The sequence below is a fragment of the Bisbaumannia pacifica genome (assembly GCF_007989625.1).
Classification (GTDB): domain Bacteria; phylum Pseudomonadota; class Gammaproteobacteria; order Pseudomonadales; family Halomonadaceae; genus Bisbaumannia; species Bisbaumannia pacifica.
This window is the reverse complement of the sequence record NZ_BJUK01000051.1, coordinates 1-21,014: the sequence shown is the minus strand read 5'-3', so window position 1 is coordinate 21,014 and position 21,014 is coordinate 1. Positions and strand designations below refer to the sequence as shown.

Here is a 21,014-nt window from a genome sequence, read left to right as displayed (position 1 = left end):
TGCTTGGCTTCGGCTTTGGCCTCGGCCTTGGCTTCCGGCTGCTTAGTTTCGGCTTCGGCCTCGGGCTTGGCTTCCGGCTGCTTGGCTTCCGGCTGCTTGGCTTCGGCTTTAGCCTCGGGCTTAGCGTCCTGGGCCTTGGCTTCCGGCTGCTTGGCTTCGGCTTTGGCCTCGGGCTTGGCGTCCTGGGCCTTGGCTTCCGGCTGCTTGGCTTCGGCTTTGGCCTCGGGCTTGGCTTCGGCTTTTGTCTCAGGCTTAGCTTCGGCTTTTGCCTCGGGCTTGGCCTCTTGCTTCACCTCGGGCTTGGTCTCGGCTTTTGCCTCGGGCTTGGCGTCCTGGGCCTTGGCTTCCGGCTGCTTAGCTTCGGCTTTAGCCTCGGGCTTGGCTTCCGGCTGCTTGGCTTCGGCTTCGGCCTCGGGCTTGGCCTCTTGCTTCACCTCGGGCTTGGTCTCGGCTTTTGCCTTGGGCTTGGCGTCCTGGGCCTTGGCTTCCGGCTGCTTAGCTTCGGCCTCGGGCTTGGCTTCCGGCTGCTTGGCTTCGGCTTTGGCCTCGGGCTTAGCGTCTTGGGATTTGGTCTCTTGCTTTACCTCGGGCGTGGCTTCGGCCTGCTCACCTTCCTGCTGGGCCTGGGCGAGCAGCTTCTGCTGTTCGGCCTCGGCCTGGGGGTTGATGGCATGCTGACGGGTGCGCTGGCGCGGGTTGTTGCGGATGCGCTTGGGCTCGCCGCTGGCCTCGGCCTTCTCCTGAGGCTTGTCCTGGGCCTTCTCCTGAGCGCGGGGTGCCGTCTTGGCGGCCTCGCTCTTGGCCTCCGGCTTGCCGGCGTCGCGGCCGGGCTTGCTATCGCCCCCCTGGCGACGGTTGTCGTCCTGGCGGTTGCGGCCACGGCCGCCCCGGTTGTCCTGGCGTGAGTCGCTATCGCCACGACCGCCGCGGCGGTTATCCCGGCGACCTTCGTCGCGGCGGTTGTCGCCGTCCTGAGCCTGGCGGCGGTTATCGTCCTGGCGGCGCTCCTGACGACCGTCCTGCGCCTGACGACCTTCTCGGGGCTGACGGCTCTCCTGGCCCTGGCGACCGCGGCGATTGCCACCGCGGCCCTGGCGATCGCCGCGACTGTCCTGACGGGCCTGGGCGTCGTCACGCTTGGCCGGTGGCTTGGTCTGGCCGGCATCGCGGCTCTCGGCCTCGCCGCCCAGCAGCTTGCCCAGCCCCTTGACCAGGCGGGAAATCAGGCCGCCGCCGTCGGCGGGGGGCGCCGCCTGGGGCTTCGACGGAGCCTGGGAGGCCGGTTGCGCCTGGGGCTTGGCCGGCTCCGGGGTGCTGGGCTCCTCGCGCAGGGAGGCCGGCGCTGGGGCGTTATGGGTCACGCTCTTGACCGCGGCCTCGGCCCGGGGCGCCGGCTTCTCGAAGGAGGGATCCGGCTCCTTGCCCACCTCGGTGTCGGTGGAAAGTTCGAAGCTCGATTTGTCGCTGTCGTCCTGTTCGCTCAGGTGGTCGTCGCGCAGGCGCTGGACGTCGTAGTGGGGAGTGTCCATCTCCGGGCTGGGCAGCAGCACCACCTGGACCCCCTGGCGGCGTTCGATATCCGCCAGCACCCGGCGCTTCTCGTTGAGCAGGTAGGTGGCCACCGGCACCGGCAGGATGGCGCGGATCTGGGCGCTGCGCTCCTTCATGGCCTCTTCTTCGATCAGGCGCATGATGGAGAGCGACAGGGAGCGTACGTCGCGGATGGTGCCCTGGCCGTTACAGCGCGGACAGACCACGCCGCTGGTCTCGCCCAGGGACGGGCGCAGGCGCTGGCGCGACATCTCCATCAGGCCGAAGCGCGAGATGCGGCCGATCTGCACCCGGGCGCGGTCCAGCTTGAGGGCGTCGCGCATGCGGTTCTCGACCTCGCGCTGGTTGCGCGCCGGGCTCATGTCGATAAAGTCGATCACCACCAGGCCGCCGATATCCCGCAGGCGCAGCTGGCGGGCGATCTCGTCGGCGGCCTCGCTGTTGGTCTGCAGGGCGGTCTCCTCGATATCGCTGCCACGGGTGGCCCGGGCGGAGTTGATATCGATGGAGACCAGCGCCTCGGTGTGGTCGATGACGATGGAGCCGCCGGAGGGCAGCTTCACTTCCCGCTCATAGGCGGTCTCGATCTGCGACTCGATCTGGAAGCGCGAGAACAGCGGCACCTCGTCGGCGTAGAGCTTGATCTTCTGCTGGTAGGAGGGCATCACCTGGCGGATAAAGCCCAGCGCTTCCTGGTGAATCGCCTCGCTGTCGATCAGCACCTCGCCGATGTCCTGGCGCAGGTAGTCGCGCATGGCGCGGATGATGACGTTGGACTCGCGGTAGATCAGGAAGGGGGCGGGGCGCTTGCCGGCCTCCTCGGTGATCGATTCCCACACCTGCACCAGGTAGTCCAGGTCCCACTGCAGCTCCTCGGCGGAGCGGCCGATACCGGCGGTGCGCACGATCACGCCCATCTTCTCCGGCATCGTCAGCTGGCCCATGGCCTCCTTGAGCTGGCTGCGTTCCTCGCCTTCGATGCGCCGCGAGATGCCGCCGGCCCGGGGGTTGTTGGGCATCAGCACCAGGAAGCGGCCGGCCAGGGAGATAAAGGTGGTCAGGGCGGCGCCCTTGTTGCCGCGCTCCTCCTTGTCGACCTGGACGATCACCTCCTGACCCTCCTTCAGCACCTCCTTGATGCTGGGGCGGCCGGACGGCTCCTTGATAAAGTAGTCGCGGGAGATTTCCTTGAGGGGCAGGAAGCCGTGGCGCTCGGCGCCGAAGTCGACGAAGGCGGCTTCCAGGGAGGGTTCGACGCGGGTGATCTTGCCGCGGTAGATATTGGCTTTCTTCTGTTCCCGGGCACCGGATTCGATGTCCAGGTCGTAGAGGCGTTGTCCATCGACCAGGGCGACGCGCAGCTCTTCCGGCTGGGTCGCGTTGATGAGCATCCGTTTCATGTCGTCTCGCTAGTTGGGGCGTGCCGGTAGGCAGCCCTCGAGCAACGGCGTCGACGAACCGCTGGGTGCAGCGTGCTTGTGCTCAGCGCATGTCGCGGATGCGTGTGCGCCCGGCCATATCCGGAGCCTTGTAGCGCCGCCGGTACGGCATGACCATGTTGAGTACGGGGTGGAGGCGGAACATGTCTCGGTGAGGTCGTCTCATCCGGTTCCGCGGTCACCACCAACACCTGGCATTCATCGATTCGCCAACGCCGGCCTTCGGCACGCTGTTGTTAACTCCCGTGCCCGGTCGCCATTCCATGCCAGGAAGTGAACGGCCGGGGCGGGCGTGGCGTTGCAATTCTGTTCTTTCGCTGTCGGCGCCGTGATCTCGCCGAGGCGAGTATCGCGGTCACTCGGTCCGTCGCTCGGGCCTGCGTGTCAATGAGGCAGGCGCAATCGCCGGGCGCTTGTCGCCCATCTGAGCGACTTCGGAATATAACAGCAATGGGTGGGTGCAGCAATTGACCTCAGCGGCCCGGGAGTGCGGTAGACTAGGGCTTTTCCACGGGTTCGACAGGAGTAGAGTGCATGGCCGAAGGGCGCGAGGTGCAGTGGGTGGAAGTCGCCGAGGGCCAGGTGGGTCAGCGCATCGATAATTTCCTGCGCACCCGTCTCAAGGGGGCCCCCAAGACCCTGGTCTATCGCATCGTGCGCAAGGGCGAGGTTCGGGTCAACAAGAAGCGGGTCAAGGCGGACTACCGCCTGGCCCTGGGCGACGTGGTGCGCATTCCGCCGCTGCGCCTGGCCCCCGAGGAGGCGGTGCGCGAGGTCAGCGAGAGCCTGCGCAACCTGCTGGCCGGCAACGTGTTGCTGGAGGGGCGTGACTGGCTGGTGATCAACAAGCCCTCGGGACTCGCCGTGCATGGCGGCAGCGGGGTCAAGATCGGCCTGATCGAGGCGCTGCGTCAGGTGCGCGAGGATCTCGACTTCCTGGAGCTGGTGCATCGCCTGGATCGCGATACCTCCGGCTGCCTGCTGCTGGCCAAGTCGCGCCCGGCGCTGCTCTCCCTCAACAACGCCCTCAAGCAGCGCCAGATGGACAAGCAGTACCTGGCGCTGGTGGCCGGGCGCTGGCCGGCGCGACGCGACTTCGTCAGCGCGCGCCTCGACCGCTACGAGGCGGGCAACGGCGAGCGCCGGGTGCGGGTCGACCCGGAGGGCAAGGTGTCGCGGACCCGCTTCGCGGTGCGCGAGGCCTTCGCCGGTGCGACCCTAGTGGAGGCCGAACCGGTCACCGGGCGCACCCACCAGATCCGCGTGCATGCCGCCCATGCCGGCCATCCGCTGCTGGGCGATGACAAGTACGGTTCCCGGGAGGGGGCGGTGCTGGCGCGGCGCCTGGGCCTGGGGCGGCTCTTCCTGCATGCCGCCGCCCTGACCTTTCCCGAGCCCACCAGCGGGCGCCCGGTGCAGATCAAGGCGCCCCTGGGGGACGAACTGGAGACGGTGTTGCGCCGGGCTCGCACCCTCTCCTGAACCGAGGAACTCATGCGTTATCGACTGATTATTTTCGACTGGGACGGCACCCTGATGGACTCGGAGTCGCGCATCGTCGGCTGCATGCAGGCGGCGGCCCGGGATGCCGGCTGGGGAGAGCTTCCCGCCGAGAGCGTTCGCGATATCATCGGCCTGGGGCTGCCGGAGGCGATCGCCAGGATGTGCCCGGGCATCGCGCCGGAGCAGGCCGAGCGGCTGCGCGAGCGCTATACCCACCACTTCGTCGCCGCCGACCACACCCCCATGGCGTTCTTCCCCGGGGTGGAGGAGGGCATCGCACGGCTGCGCGGGCGTTCCGAGCAGCGCCTGGCGGTGGCCACCGGCAAGAGTCGTCGCGGCCTGAACCGGGTATTCGCCGCCAACGGCAGCGGCGCCTGGTTTCATGCCAGCCGCACCGCCGACGAGACCCGCTCCAAGCCCCATCCGCTGATGCTCGAGGAGCTGCTGGAGGAGCTGGCGGTGCCGGTGGAGGAGGCGTTGATGGTGGGCGATACCGAGTATGACCTGGAGATGGCCCGGGCCCTGGACATGGATCGTGTCGCGGTTACCTATGGGGTGCATGCCCCGGAGCGGCTGGCGGCGAGCCGGCCCACTTTCGTGGCCGAGCGGTTCGAGGCGTTGATCGATTGGTTGCACCAGTGAGTCGTGGACTGAGGAGCAGGATGCCATGAGCGATGACAAGCCCAGCGATCGCTGGACCCAGGGCCCGGAAATCCAGCCCGGCGAGACGCCTCGGCAGGCGGGCGCCGAGAGTGAGGGGGCTTCCGGCGAGGATGCCGAGACCCTACGCGAGCGCCAGCGCCTGGCCCAGGTGGAGATGCTCGACCGCTGGGTGGGCGGGGTGCTGGCGGAGCAGCGCCGCTCGCGGCGCTGGACGCTGTTCTTCCGCTTCTTCTTCGCGGCGCTGATCCTCGCTTCCCTGGGCACCACCCTCTATGGGCTCTTCGTCGCCGGCCAGCCGGCACCGGTCGCCGAGCGCCACCTGGGAGTGGTGGAGGTCAAGGGGGTGATCGACAGCGAGTCACCGGCCAGCGCCGAGCGCATCATCGAGGGGCTCAATCGGGCCTGGCGGGCGGAGTCCGCGGCGGCGGTGGTGCTGCATATCGACAGCCCCGGGGGGAGCCCGGTGCAGTCCCAGCGCATCTACGAGGAGATTCGCCGCCTGGGTGAGCAGGGCGACAAGCCGATCTATGCGGTGATCGAGGATATCGGCGCCAGCGGGGCCTACTATATTGCCGCCGGTGCCGACGAGATCTATGCGTCGCCGGCCAGCCTGGTGGGCTCCATCGGGGTGATCTTCGCCAGCTTCGGGCTGGAGGAGGCCATCGAGCGGCTCGGCGTGGAGCGTCGGGTCTTTGCCGCCGGCGACAACAAGGCCTTCCTCGACCCCTTCTCGGCCATCGCCCCGGAGCAGGCGCGCTTCTGGCAGGAGGTGCTGGAGATCACCCATGAGCAGTTTATCGAGGCGGTGCGTGAGGGGCGTGGCGCGCGCCTGAGTGACGACCCGCAACTCTTCTCCGGCCTGGTATGGAGCGGCGAGCAAGGCCTCGAGCTGGGGCTGGTGGATGGCTTGCAGAGCCTCGATGGCCTGGCCCGCGAGATGGGCATCGAGCGGATGCAGGACTATACCCCGCGACTGGATCCCTTCGAGCGCCTGACCCGTCACTTCGGTCGCGTCGCCGCCGAGTGGGTCGGCCTGCCCACCACCCGGTCGCCGCTGCGCTATCAGCTCCACTAACCGCCCGGACTGGCCTGGAGCTTGAAGCGATAAGCTTGACGCTGGAAGAAAAACCGCCGCCGAGGCAAGGCTTCGGCGGCGGTGTTATATAGGCCGCTATCCAGCTTTAGCTGAGCGGATCCAGGCCCGCTTCGCGCAGCAGGGCGCAGAGGCGAATCAGCGGCAGGCCGATCAGGCTATTGGGGTCGTCGCCCTCCAGGCGTTCGAAGAGGGTGATGCCCAGGCCTTCCATGCGGAAGCTGCCGGCGCACTCCAGGGGGCGCTCGCGCTCGACATAGGTGGCGATCTCCGCCTCGTCGAGGCGGCGGAAGTGCACGTCGAAGGGCTCGTGGCAGACCCAGTGGCGGCCGGCGGCGGTGTCGAGCAGGGCCAGGCCGGTGAGAAAACGCACGCGATGGCCGGAGAAGCGCGCCAGCTGCGCCCGGGCGGCGGCCTCGTCGGCGGGCTTGCCGAGGATCTCGCCGTCGAACAGGGCGACCTGGTCGGAGCCGATGATCAGGTGGCTCGGGTAGTCGTCGGCCAGGCGGCTGGCCTTGGCCAGCGACAGGCGATGCACCAGGGCCTGGGGCGATTCGCCGGGGCGCGGTGTCTCGTCGATATCGGGGCTGGCCCAGGCGTAAGGGAGCCGCAGGCGGTCGAGCAGCTGGCGACGCCAGCGGGATTGCGAGGCCAGAACCAGGCGTGTCATAGGGGCTCCATCGCGGTGGGGGATGACCGCCCCAGGGCGAATCGAGCGCCAAGGCCCGACTCGCGGCAATACGCGCTTTGACAGGGGCGGGGGGAGTGCCTATCATTGCGCGCCTATGTCCAAGACTCAACTCCCCCGACAGGTCGAGCCGCACCGGCTGGCCGCCAATGGCGAAAGCCTCCAGGGCCAGCTGGCGCTGGATGCCTTGTCGCGTTTGGTGGATGAGGCGGGGCCCCAGCCGGGGCACTGCCAGGTGCGCCTCGACTTCGCCATCGATCCTCAGGGTCGACGCACCATCGAAGGCTGGCTCGAGGCCGAGGTCAGCCTGCCGTGTCGGCGCTGCCTGGCGCCGATGGCGAGCCGGGTCGAGAGCCATTTCCAGCTGGGGGTGGTCAGCAGCGACGCCCAGGCGGCGAACCTGCCCGGCTATCTCGAGCCGGTCTTGGTGGAGAACGAACAGCTGAACCTCCTGACGGTGGTCGAGGATGAACTCCTCCTTAGCCTACCGCAGGTGGTTTACCACGATGAGACGCAGTGTCGCGTCTCTCGCGACCAGCTGACCAGCGGGGCGGACTCCGAGGCCTCGGAAAAGCCTGCTGCCAGTCCTTTCGAGGTGCTGCGCACCCTGAAAGGCAAACACTGATTTCATTGACGAAGCACTCTGGAGTGATACACCCATGGCTGTCCAACAGAACCGCAAGACCCGTTCCAAGCGCGGCATGCGTCGTAGCCACGACGCCCTGAGCGCCCCGGCCCTGTCCCAGGACAAGGAAACCGGCACCACTCACCTGCGCCACCACGTCTCCCCGGACGGCTTCTACCGTGGCCGCAAGGTCGTCGACGCTTAAGTCGGCGTCATCCTTGGCGACGCTCGACATCCGGGCGTGAGACTCGCCATCGATGCGATGGGCGGGGACCTGGGTCCCCGTGCCACCGTGCAGGGGGCGGCCCTGGCCCTGGCGGCCAATCCCGCCCTCGATATTTTCCTGTTCGGCCCCGAACAGCGGCTCGCCGTCGAACTCGACGCCTTGCCCAGGCGGTTGGCCCGACATGGCGCTCGCCTTACCCTCTGTCACTCTCCCCATGAAATCGATCAGGCCATGCGGCCTTCGGCGGCCCTGCGTGCGCCTCGCGACACCAGTATGGCCATGATGTTGGAGTGCGTGGCCCGGGGGCGAGCCGATGCCGGGGTCAGTGCCGGCAATACCGGGGCCCTGATGGCCCTGGCGCGGCGCGAGCTGGGCATGGTGGCGGGGATTCCGCGGCCCGCCATCAGTACCGCCATACCGACGCGGCGTGGCGGGCATTGTTACCTCCTCGATCTGGGCGCCAACGTGGATGCGTCGGCGGCGCGGCTGGTCGATTTCGCCCGCCTCGGCGAGGCCATGGCGCGCCGTATCGATGGGCTGGCCGCGCCCCGGGTGGCGTTGCTCAACGTCGGGGTGGAGGGCACCAAGGGGCCGGCCAGCGTGCGTGAGGCGGATGCCCGCCTGCGCGACTGGGCGGGGCTGGACTACCGCGGCTTCGTCGAGGGTGGCGATATCTTCGCCGGCGAGGTCGATGTGGTGGTCTGCGACGGCTTCGTTGGCAACGCCGTGCTCAAGGCCAGCGAGGGGTTGGCCCGGCTGCTGGTGGAGCGGGTGCAGCGGGTCTTCGAGACGCGCTGGAGCGGGCGTCTGGTGGCGACCCTGGCGCGCCCCGCCCTGCGCCGGCTCAAGAGCGAGCTCGACCCGGTGCGCTACAATGGGGCCAGCCTGCTGGGCCTGAAGGGCATCGTGGTCAAGAGTCACGGCGGGGCCAGTGCCGAAGGCTTCGCCTATGCCGTGGCGCGGGCCGTCGAAGAGGGGCGTCGGAAGTTGCCGGGGCATCTGGAGCAGGCCCTGGGTGGCTCGACCGCTCCGGGTGGAGGGTCGGCTATCGTCTCGGCCGCGGGCGACCGAGACGATAGCGGGATCGGAATCCGCTGAATCGACGAATAAAATACGCAAAGGTGATAGTCATGACCCAATCCTTGGCCCTCGTCTTCCCTGGGCAGGGTTCCCAGCAGGTCGGCATGCTGCGGGAGCTGGCCGAGCGCTACAGCGTGGTACGTACCACCTTCGAGGAGGCCTCGGAGGCCCTCGGCTACGACCTCTGGCATGTGGTGCAGGACGGTCCCGCCGAGGCCCTGAATGCCACTGCCTGCACCCAGCCGGCGCTGCTGGCGTCGAGTGTCGCCACCTGGCGCGTCTGGCAGGAGCTGGAGGGGCCGCGCCCCGGTGCCATGGCGGGGCACAGCCTGGGGGAATACAGCGCCATGGTGTGTGCCGGCGTGATGACCTTCGCCGAGGGCATCAAGCTGGTGCGCCTGCGTGGCGAGGCGATGCAGGACGCCGTGCCTGCCGGCGAGGGCGCCATGGCCGCGGTGCTGGGCCTGGAGAATGCCGCCGTGGAGGCGGCCTGCCGGGAGGCCGCCGACGCTGGCGTGGTGGCCGCGGTCAACTATAATGCGCCCGGTCAGGTGGTGATCGCCGGGGCCAAGGGTGCGGTGGATCGAGCCATCGCCCTGTGTCAGGAGGCCGGGGCCAAGCGCGCCCTGCCGTTGCCGGTGTCGGTACCTTCCCACTGCGAGCTGATGCGTCCCGCCGCCGAGCGGCTGGCCGCGGCCATGCAGGCCATCGAGCTGCGCGCGCCGCGTTATACCGTGGTGCAGAACGTGGATGCCCGGGCCCATGGCGACATCGATACCCTGCGCACTCGCCTGGTGGAGCAGCTCTATCGCCCGGTGCGCTGGACCGAGTGCGTCGAGGCGATGGCCGGCGAAGGCGCCGAGCTGTTCGTGGAGTGTGGCCCGGGCAAGGTGCTGACCGGTCTCGGCAAGCGCATCGTGCGGGGCAGCAAGGGGGTGGCCATCAATGATCCGGATAGCCTGGAAACGGCCCTCGAGCTGGCCCGTGAGCTGGCCGGCTGATACCCCATCACAAGGACTCAAACTTTTTCAGGACTGACTATGACGAGCGAACGCAGAATCGCCCTGGTTACCGGTGCCAGTCGTGGCATTGGCCGCGCCATCGCCCATGAGCTGGGCCGCCAGGGGCGCGTCGTGATCGGCACCGCCACCAGCGAGGCGGGCGCCGAGAAGATCGCCGCCGACCTGAAGGCTCAGGGCATCGAAGGCACCGGCATGTGCCTGGACGTCACCGACCCGGCCAGCGTCGAGGCGGTGATCAAGGCGATCAACGAGACCTATGGGGCGCCCACCATCCTGGTCAATAACGCCGGGATCACTCGCGATAACCTGCTGATGCGCATGAAGGAAGACGAGTGGGACGCGGTGATGGACGCCAACCTCAAGTCCGTCTATCGAGTCAGCAAGGCGTGCCTGCGCGGCATGACCAAGGCGCGCTTCGGTCGTATCGTCAATATCAGCTCGGTGGTGGCCACCATGGGCAACCTGGGGCAGGCCAACTATGCCGCCGCCAAGGCCGGCATGGAGGGCTTCGCCCGTGCCCTGGCCCGCGAAGTGGCGAGCCGTGCCATCACCGTCAACTCGGTGGCGCCGGGCTTTATCGCCACCGACATGACCGAGGCCCTGCCCGAGGCACAGCATGAGGCCCTGCTCACCCAGATTCCCCTCGGCCGGCTCGGCCAGCCCGAGGAGATCGCCGCCGCCGTGGGTTTCCTGACTAGCGAGGCGGCGGGCTATATCACCGGCGAGACCCTGCAGGTCAACGGCGGGATGAATATGCGCTGATCCATCCGGGGGACGCATCTGTTGCGTCCCTCAGGTGTGGTCTATAAACTACCCCGCAGCTTCGCTTGCGGATTTCGTACGGGGTTCCGTGCGGCTTATTTGAACGATTGGAGTGACTTGAGAATGAGCACTATCGAAGAGCGCGTGAAGAAGGTTGTGGCCGAGCGCCTGAACGTCAAGGAAGAAGATATCCAGAACACCTCTTCCTTCACCGAAGACCTGGGTGCCGACTCCCTGGACACCGTGGAACTGGTGATGGCGCTCGAAGAGGAATTCGACACCGAAATCCCCGACGAAGAAGCCGAGAAGATCACTACCGTTCAGGAAGCGATCGACTACGTCAACGCCCACCAGTAAGCCTGGGTGTGCCGCCTTCGTCGCGGCGTAACGGAGCCCCGTCAGGCTTCGTCGCGGGAGTCGTCCTGGTTCAGGGCGGCTCCCGCGCGTTTTTGTGTTCTCCTCGCGCCTCGGCGACGACTCCCCATCCCATGCGGGGCCGTGGTCGGGTATAATGCGCGCAGATGCGGCACGCTGCCGGTAGTAGCGTCTTGGCCGTGCCACCCAACACGTCTGGAGGAAAGCAGATGCCTCGTAGAAGGGTCGTGGTGACCGGGCTCGGTCTGGTGACACCCGTAGGTAACAGCGTCAAGGAGAGCTGGGACAATATCGTCGCCGGCAAGAGCGGGATCGCCCCCATCGAGCACTTCGATGTCAGCGGTTTCAATACCCGCTTCGGGGGCTCGGTCAAGGACTTCGATGTGAGTCCTTACATGAACCCCAAGGACGCCCGCAAGATGGACCTGTTCATTCAGTACGGCATCGCCGCGGGGGCCCAGGCCATCGAGGATGCCGGTATCGAGTGCAACGAGGCCAATGCTCACCGTATCGGCGTGGCCATCGGCTCCGGCATCGGTGGCCTGCCGATGATCGAGCACAACCACAATGCCCTCAACAAGGGCGGTGCGCGGCGCATCTCGCCCTTCTTCGTGCCGGGCTCCATCATCAACATGATCTCTGGCAACCTGGCCATCCAGCACGGTTTCCAGGGGCCGAATATCGCCATCACCACCGCCTGCACCACCGGCACCCATAACATCGGCTATGGGGCGCGCACTATCGCCTACGGTGACGCCGACGTGATGATCTGTGGCGGCGCCGAGATGGCCACCACCCCCCTGGGGCTGGGCGGCTTCTCCGCGGCCCGGGCGCTCTCCACCCGCAACGACGACCCCCAGGCCGCCAGCCGTCCTTGGGATCGTGATCGCGATGGCTTCGTGCTCTCCGACGGCGCCGGGGTGCTGGTGCTGGAAGACTACGAGCACGCCAAGGCGCGAGGGGCCACCATCTATGCCGAGGTGGCCGGGTTCGGCATGAGCGACGACGCCTACCATATGACGGCGCCGCCGGAGGATGGCCGTGGCGCGGCCGCCGCCATGCGCAACGCCATCCTGGATGCCGGCATCGACGCCTCGCGCATCGACTATATCAATGCCCACGGCACCTCCACCCCCGCCGGGGACCTGGCCGAGAGTCGCGCCGTGGAGCAGGTGATGGGCGAGGCCGCCAAGTCGGTGGCGGTGAGCTCCACCAAGTCGATGATCGGTCACCTGCTGGGTGCCGCCGGGGCGGTAGAGGCGGTGTTCAGCATCCTGGCGATTCGTGATCAGGTGGCGCCGCCCACCATCAACCTGGATAACCCCCAGGAGGGCTGCGTGCTCAACTATGTGCCCCAGAGTGCCCAGGAGAAGCGGATCGAGGTGGCCCTGTCCAACTCCTTCGGCTTCGGCGGCACCAACGGCTCCCTGGTCTTCACCCGCGTCTAGGATCGTCCATGTGGGAGGATGCCCAGGCTCCGCTGCCACTGGATGACCGGGGGCTCGCCTATGGCGACGGCCTCTTCGAGACGGTGCTGGTGCGCGACGGCCGGCCGCTGCTCTGGGAGGCCCACCTGGCGCGCCTGGCCCGCGGCTGCGAGCGGCTCGGCTTTGCCATGCCCGAGGACCTGGAGGCGCTGCCGGCCCGAGCCGGGGACGGCCTCAAGGTGCTCAAGCTGATCGTTACCCGGGGCGGGGGCGGCCGCGGCTATCTGGCCCCCGAGACGCCCCACCCGCGGCTGCGCTGGCAGCTCGGCGACTTCGCCCCCCGGCATGAACGCTGGGCCGGGGTGCGGGCGCGCCACTGCGCCTTGCGCCTGGGCATTCAGCCGGCCCTGGCCGGGCTCAAGCACCTCAATCGGCTGGAGAATGTCCTGGCCCGCGGCGAGTGGTCGGACCCGACCATCGCCGAGGGAGTGCTCTGCGACAGTGACGGCCGGCTGGTGGAGGCCACCTGCATGAACCTGGTGTGGCGTCGGAACGGCCGGCTCGAGACGCCGGACCTGAGCCGCTGCGGCGTGGCCGGCACCCTGCTGGCCGCGCTAAGCGAGCGCCACCCGATCGAGCGGGTGCGTGTCGGCCCCGAGGCGTTGGAGGAAGCCGAGGCGGTATGGCTGCTCAACTCGGTGCAGGGGGTGTGGCCGCTGCTCCGGCTCGACGCCGCCGACGGCCGCTGCCTCAGGCGCTGGTCGCCGGGGGGCGCGCTGGACGAGCTGCCGGCCCTGGCGCATCCCCTGCTGGGTTATCCCGGCCCCTGATTTCCGCCTATCTTCGAGGACTGTTCCATGCGTGTGGTGAAACTCCTGGCGATCCTGCTGGTGCTGGGCGCGGCCCTGCTGGCGGGAGGCCACCACTATTGGCAGAGTCGTCTCGCGGCGCCCATCGCCATCGACGAGCCGACCCTCTACGAGGTACCCCGGGGGGCCGGCTATCACCGTGTCATCGGGGAGCTCGCCGCCGACGGGGTCATCGCCGACGAGTGGGCCTTTCGCTTGTTGACCCGGCTGGAGCCGGAGAGCGTGCCCCAGCTGCGTGTCGGGGAATACATGCTCGAGCCGGGCATGAGCGGTCGCGAGCTGATCGGCCTGCTGGGCAGCGACCGGGTGGTGACCTACCCGCTGACCATTCCCGAGGGCTGGACCTTCCGTCAGCTTCGCCAGGCCCTGGCCGAGGCCGCCAAGCTCGATCACGAGACCGCCGGGCTCAGCGACGCCGAGGTCATGGCCCTGCTGGGGCGCGAGGGGGAGCACCCCGAGGGTTGGTTCTTTCCCGATACCTATCGCTACCACAAGGGGCTCAGCGACCTGGAGATCCTGCGTCAGGCCCACCGTCGCATGGAGACCATCCTCGAGGAGGTATGGGCCGAGCGGGTCGACGACCTGACCATCGAGACCCCTTATGAAGCGCTGATCATGGCCTCCCTGATCGAACGGGAGACCGGGGCGCCGGAGGAGCGACGCGAGATCGCCGGCGTCTTCAAGCGGCGCATGGAGCGGGGCATGCGGCTGCAGACCGACCCCACCGTGATCTACGGCATGGGGGAGCGCTACGAGGGGCGTATCACCTATGCCGACCTGCGCGAGGCGACCCCCTACAACACCTATGTGATCGATGGCATGCCGCCGACCCCCATCGCCATGCCGGGGCGTGCCGCCCTGGAGGCGGCGGTGAACCCGCTGCCCGGCGAGACGCTCTATTTCGTGGCCCGGGGCGACGGCACCCATCACTTCTCGCGCAGCCTGCGCGAGCACAACAACGCGGTGAACCGCTATATCCGTAACCGGTAGCATCGCACTCAGCCAAGCCAAGGAGCCCATATGTCGAGGCGCGGACGCTTTATCACCCTGGAGGGCGGCGAGGGGGTCGGCAAGACCACCAATGGTGCCCTGATCCGCGCCTGGCTGGAGGCCCGGGGCATCGAGGTGGTGGCCACCCGCGAGCCCGGCGGCACCCCCGGCGCCGAGCGCATCCGCGAGCTGCTGCTGGGCGCCGACGGCGACGACCCCCTGTGCGACGACGCCGAGCTGCTGCTGGTGTTCGCCGCCCGGGCCCAGCACCTGGCCCGCAAGATCCGCCCGGCCCTGGAGCGCGGCGCCTGGGTGCTCTGCGACCGCTTCACCGACGCCACCTACGCCTATCAGGGGGCCGGCCGCGGCGGCGATATCGCCCAGATCGCCACCCTCGAGCGGCTGGTGCAGGGCGAGCTGCGCCCCGACCTGACCCTGCTGCTGGATATGCCGCTAGCCGCCTCCCAGGCGCGTCTGGCGAGCCGCCTGGCGGCCCAGGGCGGCGAGCGCGACCGCTTCGAGCAGGAGCGCGGTGCCTTCTTCGAGCGGGTGCGTCGCGGCTACCTGGCGCGGGCCGAGGCGGAGCCCGGGCGCATCACGGTGATCGACGCGGCTCGCCCCCTGGAGCGGGTCCAGGCGGATATCCTCGCGCGCCTGGAAACCGAGGTGGCGGCATGGCGCTGATGCCCCGGCCCTTGCCCTGGCAGCACGAGCTCTGGCGCGGGCTGGTCGCCCGTCAGGATGCCGGGCGCCTGCCTCATGCGCTGCTCCTGGCCGGCGTGCCCGGGGTGGGGGGCGAGGCCCTCGCCGAGGCCCTGGTGGCGCGTAGCCTCTGCCAGTCGCCGGGAGAGGTCGCCTGCGGCGAGTGCCACGGCTGCGCCATGCTGGCCTCCGGCTACCATCCCGACCTGCTGCGGGTCAGTCCCGCCGAGAAGAGCCGGCTGATCCGTATCGATGCGATCCGCGAGGTCAACGCCTTCGTCACCCAGACCGCCCAGCAGGGCGGCTACCGGGTGATCGTGCTGGCCCCGGCGGAGGCCATGAACCTGGCCGCCGCCAATGCCCTGCTCAAGAGCCTGGAGGAGCCGGGGGGGCGCACCCTCTTTATCCTGCTGGCGGAGGTGCCGTCGCGGATCCTACCGACCATCCGGTCCCGCTGCCAGCAGCTCGCCCTGGGCCTGCCGGCGCCGGCACCGGCCCGGGAGTGGCTGGGTCGCGAGCTCGGCGACCCGCAGCAGGCCGACTTCTGGTTGCGGGTGGCGGGGGGCGCGCCCCTGCTGGCCCGCTCCCTGGCCGCCCCCGAGTCCCGCACCCTGCGCCAGGACCTCCACGAGGCCTTCGACGCCCTGGTGCGCGGCGCCGAGCCGGTGGCGGAGGCCAGCCGGCTGGGCGGCCATCCGCTGGAGCAGCTGCTGTGGTATGGTATCGACTGGCTCGAGGACCTGATTCGCTTCGGCCTCTCCGGAGACGAGCGGCGTCTGCGCAACCCGGACCTGCTAGCCCTCTATCGCCAGGCGGTCAAGAACGCCCGGGTCCAGGACTGGTTCCGCCTGCTGGACTACGCTCGAGAACAGCGGCGCCTGGTGGCCAGCGGTGGCAACCCCAACCCCCAGCTGGCCCTGGAGGCCTGGTTGATTCGCTGGTCGGCGCTGCTGCGTTCCTGATCTTTTCCTGACGGAGGCGTGCCATGAGTGGACAGAAGGCCCTGTCGTTGACGATTCATGATGTGCCGACCCTGCTGTCGGCCTATATGCCTTCCCTGGAGCGGGGCGGCATCTTCGTACCCACCAAGGAGCGCTACGAACTGGGTCAGGAGGTCTTCCTGCTGCTGACCCTGCCCGGCGAGAGCGAGCGCCTGCCGGTCACCGGCCAGGTGGTATGGATCTCGCCGCCGGGGGTCAGCGGCCGCCGGGTGCCGGGCATCGGCGTGCACTTCCGCGCCGAGGATCAGGCGGTACGCAATCGTATCGAGACCCACCTGGCTGGCCAGCTCGACAAGGGCGCGCCGACCTATACGCTCTAGACGCTAGACGCGCGTCATTATTGGTTATCGCCCGCCGCTTATCGTCGGCGCGATAGGATTTTTCTCTTCGGTGTTTCTCCCATGTTTGTTGATTCCCACTGCCATCTCGACCGCCTCGACCTGAGCGCCCATGACGGCGACCTGAATGCCGCCCTAGCGGCCGCCCGGGCCCGCGACGTGCGTCAGTTCCTGGCCATCGCCGTGACCCTCGACGAGGTGCCAGGCATCGCCGAGATCGCCCGCGCCCACGACGACGTGGTGATCTCCGCCGGGGTGCACCCGCTGCACGGCGTCGAGCGCGAGCCCGAGGTGAGCGATATCGTCGAGTGCGCCGAGCGCTATGGCGCCGTGGCCATCGGCGAGACCGGCCTCGATTACCACTACCTGGACAAGACCCCGGAGAAGGTGCCCACCCGGGAGCGTCAGCTCGAGCGCTTCCGTCGTCACCTGGTGGCGGCCCGGGAGCTCGAGCTACCGGTGATCATCCATACCCGGGAGGCCCGGGAGGATACCCTGGCGCTGATCCGCGACGAGGTGGATCCGGCGGTGGGCGGCGTGCTGCACTGCTTCACCGAGGATCTGGACATGGCCCGGGAGGCGGTGCGCCATGGCTTCTATGTGTCGCTCTCCGGTATCGTCACCTTCCGCAACGCCACCGCCATCCGCGAGCTGGCCCGGCGTATCCCCCTGGACCGGCTGCTGATCGAGACCGACAGCCCCTACCTGGCCCCAGTGCCCCACCGTGGCAAGCCCAACGAGCCCCAGTGGGTGGTGGAAGTGGCCGAGGCGATCGCCGCCGAACGCGGCATCAGCGTCGACGAGGTGGCCATGCAGACCACCGCCAACTTCTATCGACTGTTCCGCGCCGCCGTCCCGGAGGCCCCCGCCGAGGTGCGACAGTCGTTGGCCCAGGCGGGGCTGATCTAGTCCGGTAAGAGGAGCCGCCGCATGTCCCTGGAACCCCTACTGGCCCATCTGGCGCCCCTGGGGCCGATGCCGCCCCTGGAGCGCTGGGATCCGCCCCTGAGTGGCGACATGGATCTGACCATCGACGCCGAGGGCCACTGGATCCACGAGGGGGCGCCGATTCGTCGAGCTCCCCTGGTGCGGTTGCTGGCCAGCGTGCTGCGGCGCGAGGCGGACGGTCACTACTACCTGGTCAGCCCCGAGGAGAAGTGGCGCATCCGGGTGGTGGATCGGCCGCTGCTGATCGTCGACGCCGATCGGGACGAGGGCGGCGACTGGTGGTTGACCACCCAGGTCGGGGAGCGAGTGCGCCTGGACGGCGACCACCTCCTGACCCTGAGCCGGACCCCCGACGGCGCCCGGGTGCCGGAGCTGGCCCTGCGCCACGGCCTGAGTGGGCGCCTCAATCGGCCGCTCTTCTACCGCCTGGTGGAGGCCGCCGAGCATCGCCGGCGTGGCGAGACCCTGGCCCTGGGGTTGGCCAGCGGCGGTCACTGGCACCCCCTGGGCTGCCTCGATGCGGACGGGAACGAGGTGGCATGCGACTGACCGAGGAGCAGCGCGCGGTGGTCGCCCACCGGGGCGGGCATGCCCGGGTCGCCGCGGTGGCCGGGGCCGGTAAGACCACCACCCTGGTGGCCCGGGTGCTCGAGCTGCTGGCCCGGGGCGTGCCGCCGGAGCGAGTGCTGGTGCTGATGTTCAACCGCTCGGCGCGGGAGGACTTCACCGCCAAGCTGATGCGCCATGCCCCGGCCGGCCAGCGGCTGCCGGACGTGCGTACCTTCCACTCCCTGGGCCACCGCCTGACCCAGAGCCTGACCCGCTGGGGCGTGCTGGCGCCCCGCCAACTGCTGACCCAGGAGTGGCAGCGCGAGCGCCTGCTGCGCCAGGCGACCCTCCAGACCCTGGGGGAGGGCACCGACGTCGAGGGTGCCCTGGAGCCCGAGACCCTGGAGGCCTTCGGTCACTTCTGCGAACTGGTCAAGGCCGAGCTGGTGGCCCCGGAGCGGCTCTACGAGCGGCTTTCCCTGGGGCCCGAGACACGCCATTTCGTCGCCGCCTATGGCCACGCCGAGCAGCTCCTCGCCGACCATGGCCAGATGACCTACGCCGACCTGCTCTATCGGCCGTTGACGGCCCTGGCGGCGGACCCGCGCCTCCAGGCCCGGGTCCAGGGCTACCTGGATGAGGTGATCATCGACGAGTACCAGGACATCAACGCCACCCAGCAGCGCTTGCTGGCGATACTGGCCGGCGACCGGGCGGCGGTGATGGCGGTGGGCGACGCCAATCAGTGCATCTACGAGTGGCGGGGCGCCCATCCGGACACCATGCTCGAGGACTTCACCGCGACCTTCGGCGCCGCCCGGGACTATCCGCTCTCCACCACCTTCCGCCATGGCCATGCCCTGGCCCTGGCCGCCAACCACGCCATCGCCGCCAACCGGCGCCGCCCGAACCAGCTCTGCCTGGCGGCCCCGGACAATCCGCGGACCCGCCTCGACCTGGCCCAGGGCAGCGCCCGCCTGGTGGAGGCCCTGGCGGCCTGGCAGGGTAGGGGGCGTGGCCTCGACCAGGCCTGCGTGCTGGTGCGCAGCTGGGCGCTCTCGGTGCCGGTGCAGTTGGCGCTGCTGCGCGCCGGCATTCCCTTCCGGCTGAGCCGGGAGGATCGCTTCGTCTTCCGTCTACCCCTGGTGCAGGCCCTGGCCGGCTACCTGGAGGTGGCCCGGGACGGGCGCCATCTGCATGACCCCGAGCGCCTCGCCCTGCTATTCGCCCAGCCGACCCCCTTCGTGCCCCACGAGCGCCTGCATGCCCTGGTGCGTCACCTGGCCGAGACCCAGGCCTACCCGGAGCGCCATGACCCGCTGCTGGCCGGCCTCAAGCCGATCCAGCGGCGCAACCTCAAGCGGCGCTGGGAGCTGCTCTGCGATCTGCCCAAGCGCAGCCGCTGGCCGGCGGGTCGCCTCTTGACCCATGTGGTGGAGCGTCTGGATGCCGAGAAGGTGCTCAAGCGCGCCGCGGCGCGCCGCGAGAAGGGCGAGGAGGACGTGCGCCTGCTGGACGTGCTGGTGGAGCAGGCCGCCGAACTGGGCAGCGACCCGGAGGCCTTTATCGCCCTGTTGCGCAGCCCGGTGGAGAACCGCGACGATGGGGTGCTCATCACCACGGTGCATGGCGCCAAGGGGCTGGAGTGGCCCCTGGTAGCCCTGTGGGGCGCCAACGAGGAGGACTTTCCCCACTACAGCCGCGACAACCCCCTCGACGAGGCGCGCCTGGAGGAGGAGCGGCGCCTCTACTACGTGGCCATCACCCGGGCCCGGGAGCGCCTGCTACTGCTCCACGACGGCGGCGAACACCCGCCCAGTCGCTTCCTGGCCGAGACCCACTGGGCTCAGTGTAACCGCCTGGCCGAGGCGCTGGCGGCGCCCCAGGCGATCACCGAGCCGCTGCCGGTCACCGCGGCGCCGCTGGTGGCGGACTACCTGCGTCGCCAGGGCCTCGAGCTGCCGCTGGCCGTCGAGGCCGCCGGCGTGGCCAGCCCTGCCGCCGATTACCGGGGTGAGGCGGCGCCGCGCCCCGGCCAGCGCCTGCGCCACGCGGTCTTCGGCGAGGGCGAGGTGCTGGTGGTGGAGGGGGAACCCCAGGACCCGGTGATCGAGGTACGCTTTACCCAGGCCGGCCGGCGACGCCTGATCGCCAGTCGTGCCCCCATCGAATGGTTACCCGGAGTCCCCGCATGATCGATCCCCTGATTACCACCGACCAGCTGCGCCACGCGATCGCGATCGGGGCGCCGCTGCGTATCCTCGACTGTCGCGCTCGCCTGGGCGACCCCGAGGCGGGGCGCGACCGGTGGCGACAGGGCCACCTGCCGGGCAGTCAGCACCTGGACCTGGATCGTGACCTGGCGGCGCCGCCGGGGGAGGGCGGACGCCACCCCCTGCCGAGTCGCGAGGCCTTTACGGCCAGCCTGCAACGGCTGGGGATCGCTCCCGGGGTTCCCGTGGTGCTCTATGACGATATGGGCGGGCAGTTGGCGGCGGCCCGGGCCTGGTGGATGCTGGCCCGCTGGGCGGGCCATCCCGAGGTGCGGGTGCTGGATGGTGGTCTGGCCGCCTGGCAGGCGGAAGCGGGCGCTCTGGACACCGAGGCGCCGACGCTCGAGCCAAGCGATTGGACGCCGTCTTTCGATGATGGCGCCTGGGTCACGGCGGAAGACCTTCGGGCCGAGTCGCCGAGTCTGGTGGATGCCCGGGCCGAGGCGCGCTTTCGCGGCGAGGAGGAGCCCATCGACCCGGTGGCGGGGCATATCCCCGGGGCCCGCTGTCACCCCAGTGCCGCCAATCTGACCGCCGAGGGGCGCTTCCGGCCCGCCGCGGTGCTGGCCCGGGAGCTCCCCGAGGCCGAGGTGGCCTACTGTGGCTCCGGGGTCACCGCCTGTCACACTATTCTCGCCTACGCCGTGGCCGGGCGACCCCTGCCGCGCCTCTACGCGGGCTCCTGGAGCGACTGGATCCGCGATCCCCAGCGGCCCATCGAGCGCTGATAAGGCAACGCCTCCCTGGGTGTTGGCCAGGGAGGCGTTGCACTCGGCGTCGGCGGGCCTCGGAACAGGGGACTCGCTTAGCGCCGGGACGAACCCCCGGTGCTAAGCGAACCGCCCCGTCCGCTGACGGCTATCCTGTGCCGTCTTCCGCCTTACATATTG

At 69.3% G+C, this 21,014-nt stretch carries 21 protein-coding genes; 19 read left to right on the top strand and 2 right to left on the bottom strand.

Features of this window, described 5'->3' with window-relative positions; translation table 11 throughout:
* The coding region (rne, locus tag HPA02_RS15785; RefSeq protein WP_146804171.1) for a ribonuclease E at window positions 1–2,951 on the bottom strand (2,951 nt) is incomplete at its 3' end.
* Between the two features lie 573 nt (window positions 2,952–3,524).
* Between rne and rluC the strand changes: the two genes are divergently transcribed.
* The 3 genes from rluC to sppA are packed head-to-tail and all read left to right on the top strand — an operon-like array spanning window position 3,525 to window position 6,231.
* Complete coding sequence (gene rluC, locus HPA02_RS15780; RefSeq protein WP_146804170.1) at window positions 3,525–4,472, top strand: 23S rRNA pseudouridine(955/2504/2580) synthase RluC; 948 nt, start codon at window positions 3,525–3,527, stop codon at window positions 4,470–4,472.
* A gap of 12 nt (window positions 4,473–4,484) precedes the next feature.
* Window positions 4,485–5,135 (top strand): HAD family hydrolase, encoded by a 651-nt coding sequence (locus HPA02_RS15775; RefSeq protein ID WP_146804169.1) that lies wholly within the window; start codon window positions 4,485–4,487, stop codon window positions 5,133–5,135.
* 25 nt (window positions 5,136–5,160) lie between these two features.
* Complete coding sequence (sppA, locus tag HPA02_RS15770; RefSeq protein WP_146804168.1) at window positions 5,161–6,231, top strand: signal peptide peptidase SppA; 1,071 nt, start codon at window positions 5,161–5,163, stop codon at window positions 6,229–6,231.
* A 106-nt stretch (window positions 6,232–6,337) separates the two neighbouring features.
* On the opposite strand, the gene HPA02_RS15765 is transcribed toward sppA, so the two are convergent.
* Window positions 6,338–6,919, bottom strand: a complete 582-nt coding sequence (locus HPA02_RS15765) for a Maf family protein (RefSeq protein WP_146804167.1) — start codon at window positions 6,917–6,919, stop codon at window positions 6,338–6,340.
* Between the two features lie 115 nt (window positions 6,920–7,034).
* On the opposite strand from HPA02_RS15765, the gene HPA02_RS15760 reads away from it, so the two are divergent.
* From HPA02_RS15760 to HPA02_RS15685, 16 genes are all read left to right on the top strand, one after another.
* Window positions 7,035–7,562: a YceD family protein gene (locus tag HPA02_RS15760; RefSeq protein WP_146804166.1), complete on the top strand. Its 528-nt coding sequence runs from the start codon at window positions 7,035–7,037 to the stop codon at window positions 7,560–7,562.
* Window positions 7,563–7,596: 34 nt separating this feature from the next.
* On the top strand, window positions 7,597–7,767 hold the full coding sequence (rpmF, locus tag HPA02_RS15755; RefSeq protein WP_023005526.1) for a 50S ribosomal protein L32: 171 nt from the start codon (window positions 7,597–7,599) through the stop codon (window positions 7,765–7,767).
* A gap of 36 nt (window positions 7,768–7,803) precedes the next feature.
* Entirely contained in the window at window positions 7,804–8,886 is a 1,083-nt protein-coding gene (gene plsX / locus HPA02_RS15750; protein ID WP_146804165.1) for a phosphate acyltransferase PlsX, read from the top strand.
* Between the two features lie 32 nt (window positions 8,887–8,918).
* Window positions 8,919–9,869, top strand: coding sequence for an ACP S-malonyltransferase (gene fabD / locus HPA02_RS15745; protein ID WP_146804164.1), 951 nt, complete (start codon window positions 8,919–8,921; stop codon window positions 9,867–9,869).
* Between the two features lie 39 nt (window positions 9,870–9,908).
* Entirely contained in the window at window positions 9,909–10,652 is a 744-nt protein-coding gene (fabG, locus tag HPA02_RS15740) for a 3-oxoacyl-ACP reductase FabG (protein ID WP_146804163.1), read from the top strand.
* A gap of 123 nt (window positions 10,653–10,775) precedes the next feature.
* A complete protein-coding gene (acpP, locus tag HPA02_RS15735; protein ID WP_016414620.1) occupies window positions 10,776–11,009 on the top strand; it encodes an acyl carrier protein in 234 nt (77 codons plus the stop codon).
* 227 nt (window positions 11,010–11,236) lie between these two features.
* Window positions 11,237–12,475 carry a beta-ketoacyl-ACP synthase II gene (gene fabF, locus HPA02_RS15730; RefSeq protein ID WP_146804162.1) on the top strand — a complete coding sequence of 413 codons (1,239 nt, stop codon included), beginning with the start codon at window positions 11,237–11,239 and terminating at the stop codon, window positions 12,473–12,475.
* Window positions 12,476–12,483: 8 nt separating this feature from the next.
* On the top strand, window positions 12,484–13,284 hold the full coding sequence (gene pabC, locus HPA02_RS15725) for an aminodeoxychorismate lyase (protein ID WP_146804161.1): 801 nt from the start codon (window positions 12,484–12,486) through the stop codon (window positions 13,282–13,284).
* A 27-nt stretch (window positions 13,285–13,311) separates the two neighbouring features.
* A complete protein-coding gene (mltG, locus tag HPA02_RS15720) occupies window positions 13,312–14,313 on the top strand; it encodes an endolytic transglycosylase MltG (protein ID WP_146804160.1) in 1,002 nt (333 codons plus the stop codon).
* Window positions 14,314–14,343: 30 nt separating this feature from the next.
* The gene (gene tmk / locus HPA02_RS15715) at window positions 14,344–14,997 is read left to right on the top strand and encodes a dTMP kinase (RefSeq protein WP_146804159.1); all 654 of its coding nucleotides are present in this window, start codon (window positions 14,344–14,346) and stop codon (window positions 14,995–14,997) included.
* Window positions 14,988–15,977, top strand: coding sequence for a DNA polymerase III subunit delta' (locus HPA02_RS15710; protein ID WP_146804158.1), 990 nt, complete (start codon window positions 14,988–14,990; stop codon window positions 15,975–15,977). Before tmk ends, HPA02_RS15710 begins: the two co-directional genes overlap by 10 nt.
* Before the next feature lie 23 nt (window positions 15,978–16,000).
* A complete protein-coding gene (locus HPA02_RS15705) occupies window positions 16,001–16,336 on the top strand; it encodes a PilZ domain-containing protein (protein ID WP_146804157.1) in 336 nt (111 codons plus the stop codon).
* A gap of 81 nt (window positions 16,337–16,417) precedes the next feature.
* Window positions 16,418–17,263: a TatD family hydrolase gene (locus tag HPA02_RS15700; protein WP_146804156.1), complete on the top strand. Its 846-nt coding sequence runs from the start codon at window positions 16,418–16,420 to the stop codon at window positions 17,261–17,263.
* Window positions 17,264–17,284: 21 nt separating this feature from the next.
* Complete coding sequence (locus tag HPA02_RS15695; RefSeq protein ID WP_146804155.1) at window positions 17,285–17,851, top strand: DUF1285 domain-containing protein; 567 nt, start codon at window positions 17,285–17,287, stop codon at window positions 17,849–17,851.
* The gene (locus tag HPA02_RS15690) at window positions 17,842–20,046 is read left to right on the top strand and encodes an ATP-dependent helicase (protein WP_146804154.1); all 2,205 of its coding nucleotides are present in this window, start codon (window positions 17,842–17,844) and stop codon (window positions 20,044–20,046) included. Before HPA02_RS15695 ends, HPA02_RS15690 begins: the two co-directional genes overlap by 10 nt.
* On the top strand, window positions 20,043–20,852 hold the full coding sequence (locus HPA02_RS15685) for a sulfurtransferase (RefSeq protein ID WP_146804153.1): 810 nt from the start codon (window positions 20,043–20,045) through the stop codon (window positions 20,850–20,852). Before HPA02_RS15690 ends, HPA02_RS15685 begins: the two co-directional genes overlap by 4 nt.
* Window positions 20,853–21,014 lie beyond the last annotated feature (162 nt).

Excerpts from the sequence above, each read along its gene's own strand:
- sppA (WP_146804168.1), top strand. The coding sequence starts at position 5,161 with ATGAGCGATGACAAGCCCAGCGATCGCTGGACCCAGGGCCCGGAAATC.
- HPA02_RS15690 (WP_146804154.1), top strand. The coding sequence starts at position 17,842 with ATGCGACTGACCGAGGAGCAGCGCGCGGTGGTCGCCCACCGGGGCGGG.
- mltG (WP_146804160.1), top strand. The coding sequence starts at position 13,312 with ATGCGTGTGGTGAAACTCCTGGCGATCCTGCTGGTGCTGGGCGCGGCC.
- fabD (WP_146804164.1), top strand. The coding sequence starts at position 8,919 with ATGACCCAATCCTTGGCCCTCGTCTTCCCTGGGCAGGGTTCCCAGCAG.
- fabG (WP_146804163.1), top strand. The coding sequence starts at position 9,909 with ATGACGAGCGAACGCAGAATCGCCCTGGTTACCGGTGCCAGTCGTGGC.
- HPA02_RS15685 (WP_146804153.1), top strand. The coding sequence starts at position 20,043 with ATGATCGATCCCCTGATTACCACCGACCAGCTGCGCCACGCGATCGCG.
- HPA02_RS15695 (WP_146804155.1), top strand. The coding sequence starts at position 17,285 with ATGTCCCTGGAACCCCTACTGGCCCATCTGGCGCCCCTGGGGCCGATG.
- pabC (WP_146804161.1), top strand. The coding sequence starts at position 12,484 with ATGTGGGAGGATGCCCAGGCTCCGCTGCCACTGGATGACCGGGGGCTC.
- rpmF (WP_023005526.1), top strand. The coding sequence starts at position 7,597 with ATGGCTGTCCAACAGAACCGCAAGACCCGTTCCAAGCGCGGCATGCGT.
- HPA02_RS15700 (WP_146804156.1), top strand. The coding sequence starts at position 16,418 with ATGTTTGTTGATTCCCACTGCCATCTCGACCGCCTCGACCTGAGCGCC.
- fabF (WP_146804162.1), top strand. The coding sequence starts at position 11,237 with ATGCCTCGTAGAAGGGTCGTGGTGACCGGGCTCGGTCTGGTGACACCC.
- rluC (WP_146804170.1), top strand. The coding sequence starts at position 3,525 with ATGGCCGAAGGGCGCGAGGTGCAGTGGGTGGAAGTCGCCGAGGGCCAG.
- HPA02_RS15705 (WP_146804157.1), top strand. The coding sequence starts at position 16,001 with ATGAGTGGACAGAAGGCCCTGTCGTTGACGATTCATGATGTGCCGACC.
- HPA02_RS15775 (WP_146804169.1), top strand. The coding sequence starts at position 4,485 with ATGCGTTATCGACTGATTATTTTCGACTGGGACGGCACCCTGATGGAC.
- HPA02_RS15760 (WP_146804166.1), top strand. The coding sequence starts at position 7,035 with ATGTCCAAGACTCAACTCCCCCGACAGGTCGAGCCGCACCGGCTGGCC.
- tmk (WP_146804159.1), top strand. The coding sequence starts at position 14,344 with ATGTCGAGGCGCGGACGCTTTATCACCCTGGAGGGCGGCGAGGGGGTC.
- HPA02_RS15710 (WP_146804158.1), top strand. The coding sequence starts at position 14,988 with ATGGCGCTGATGCCCCGGCCCTTGCCCTGGCAGCACGAGCTCTGGCGC.
- HPA02_RS15765 (WP_146804167.1), bottom strand. The coding sequence starts at position 6,919 with ATGACACGCCTGGTTCTGGCCTCGCAATCCCGCTGGCGTCGCCAGCTG.
- acpP (WP_016414620.1), top strand. The coding sequence starts at position 10,776 with ATGAGCACTATCGAAGAGCGCGTGAAGAAGGTTGTGGCCGAGCGCCTG.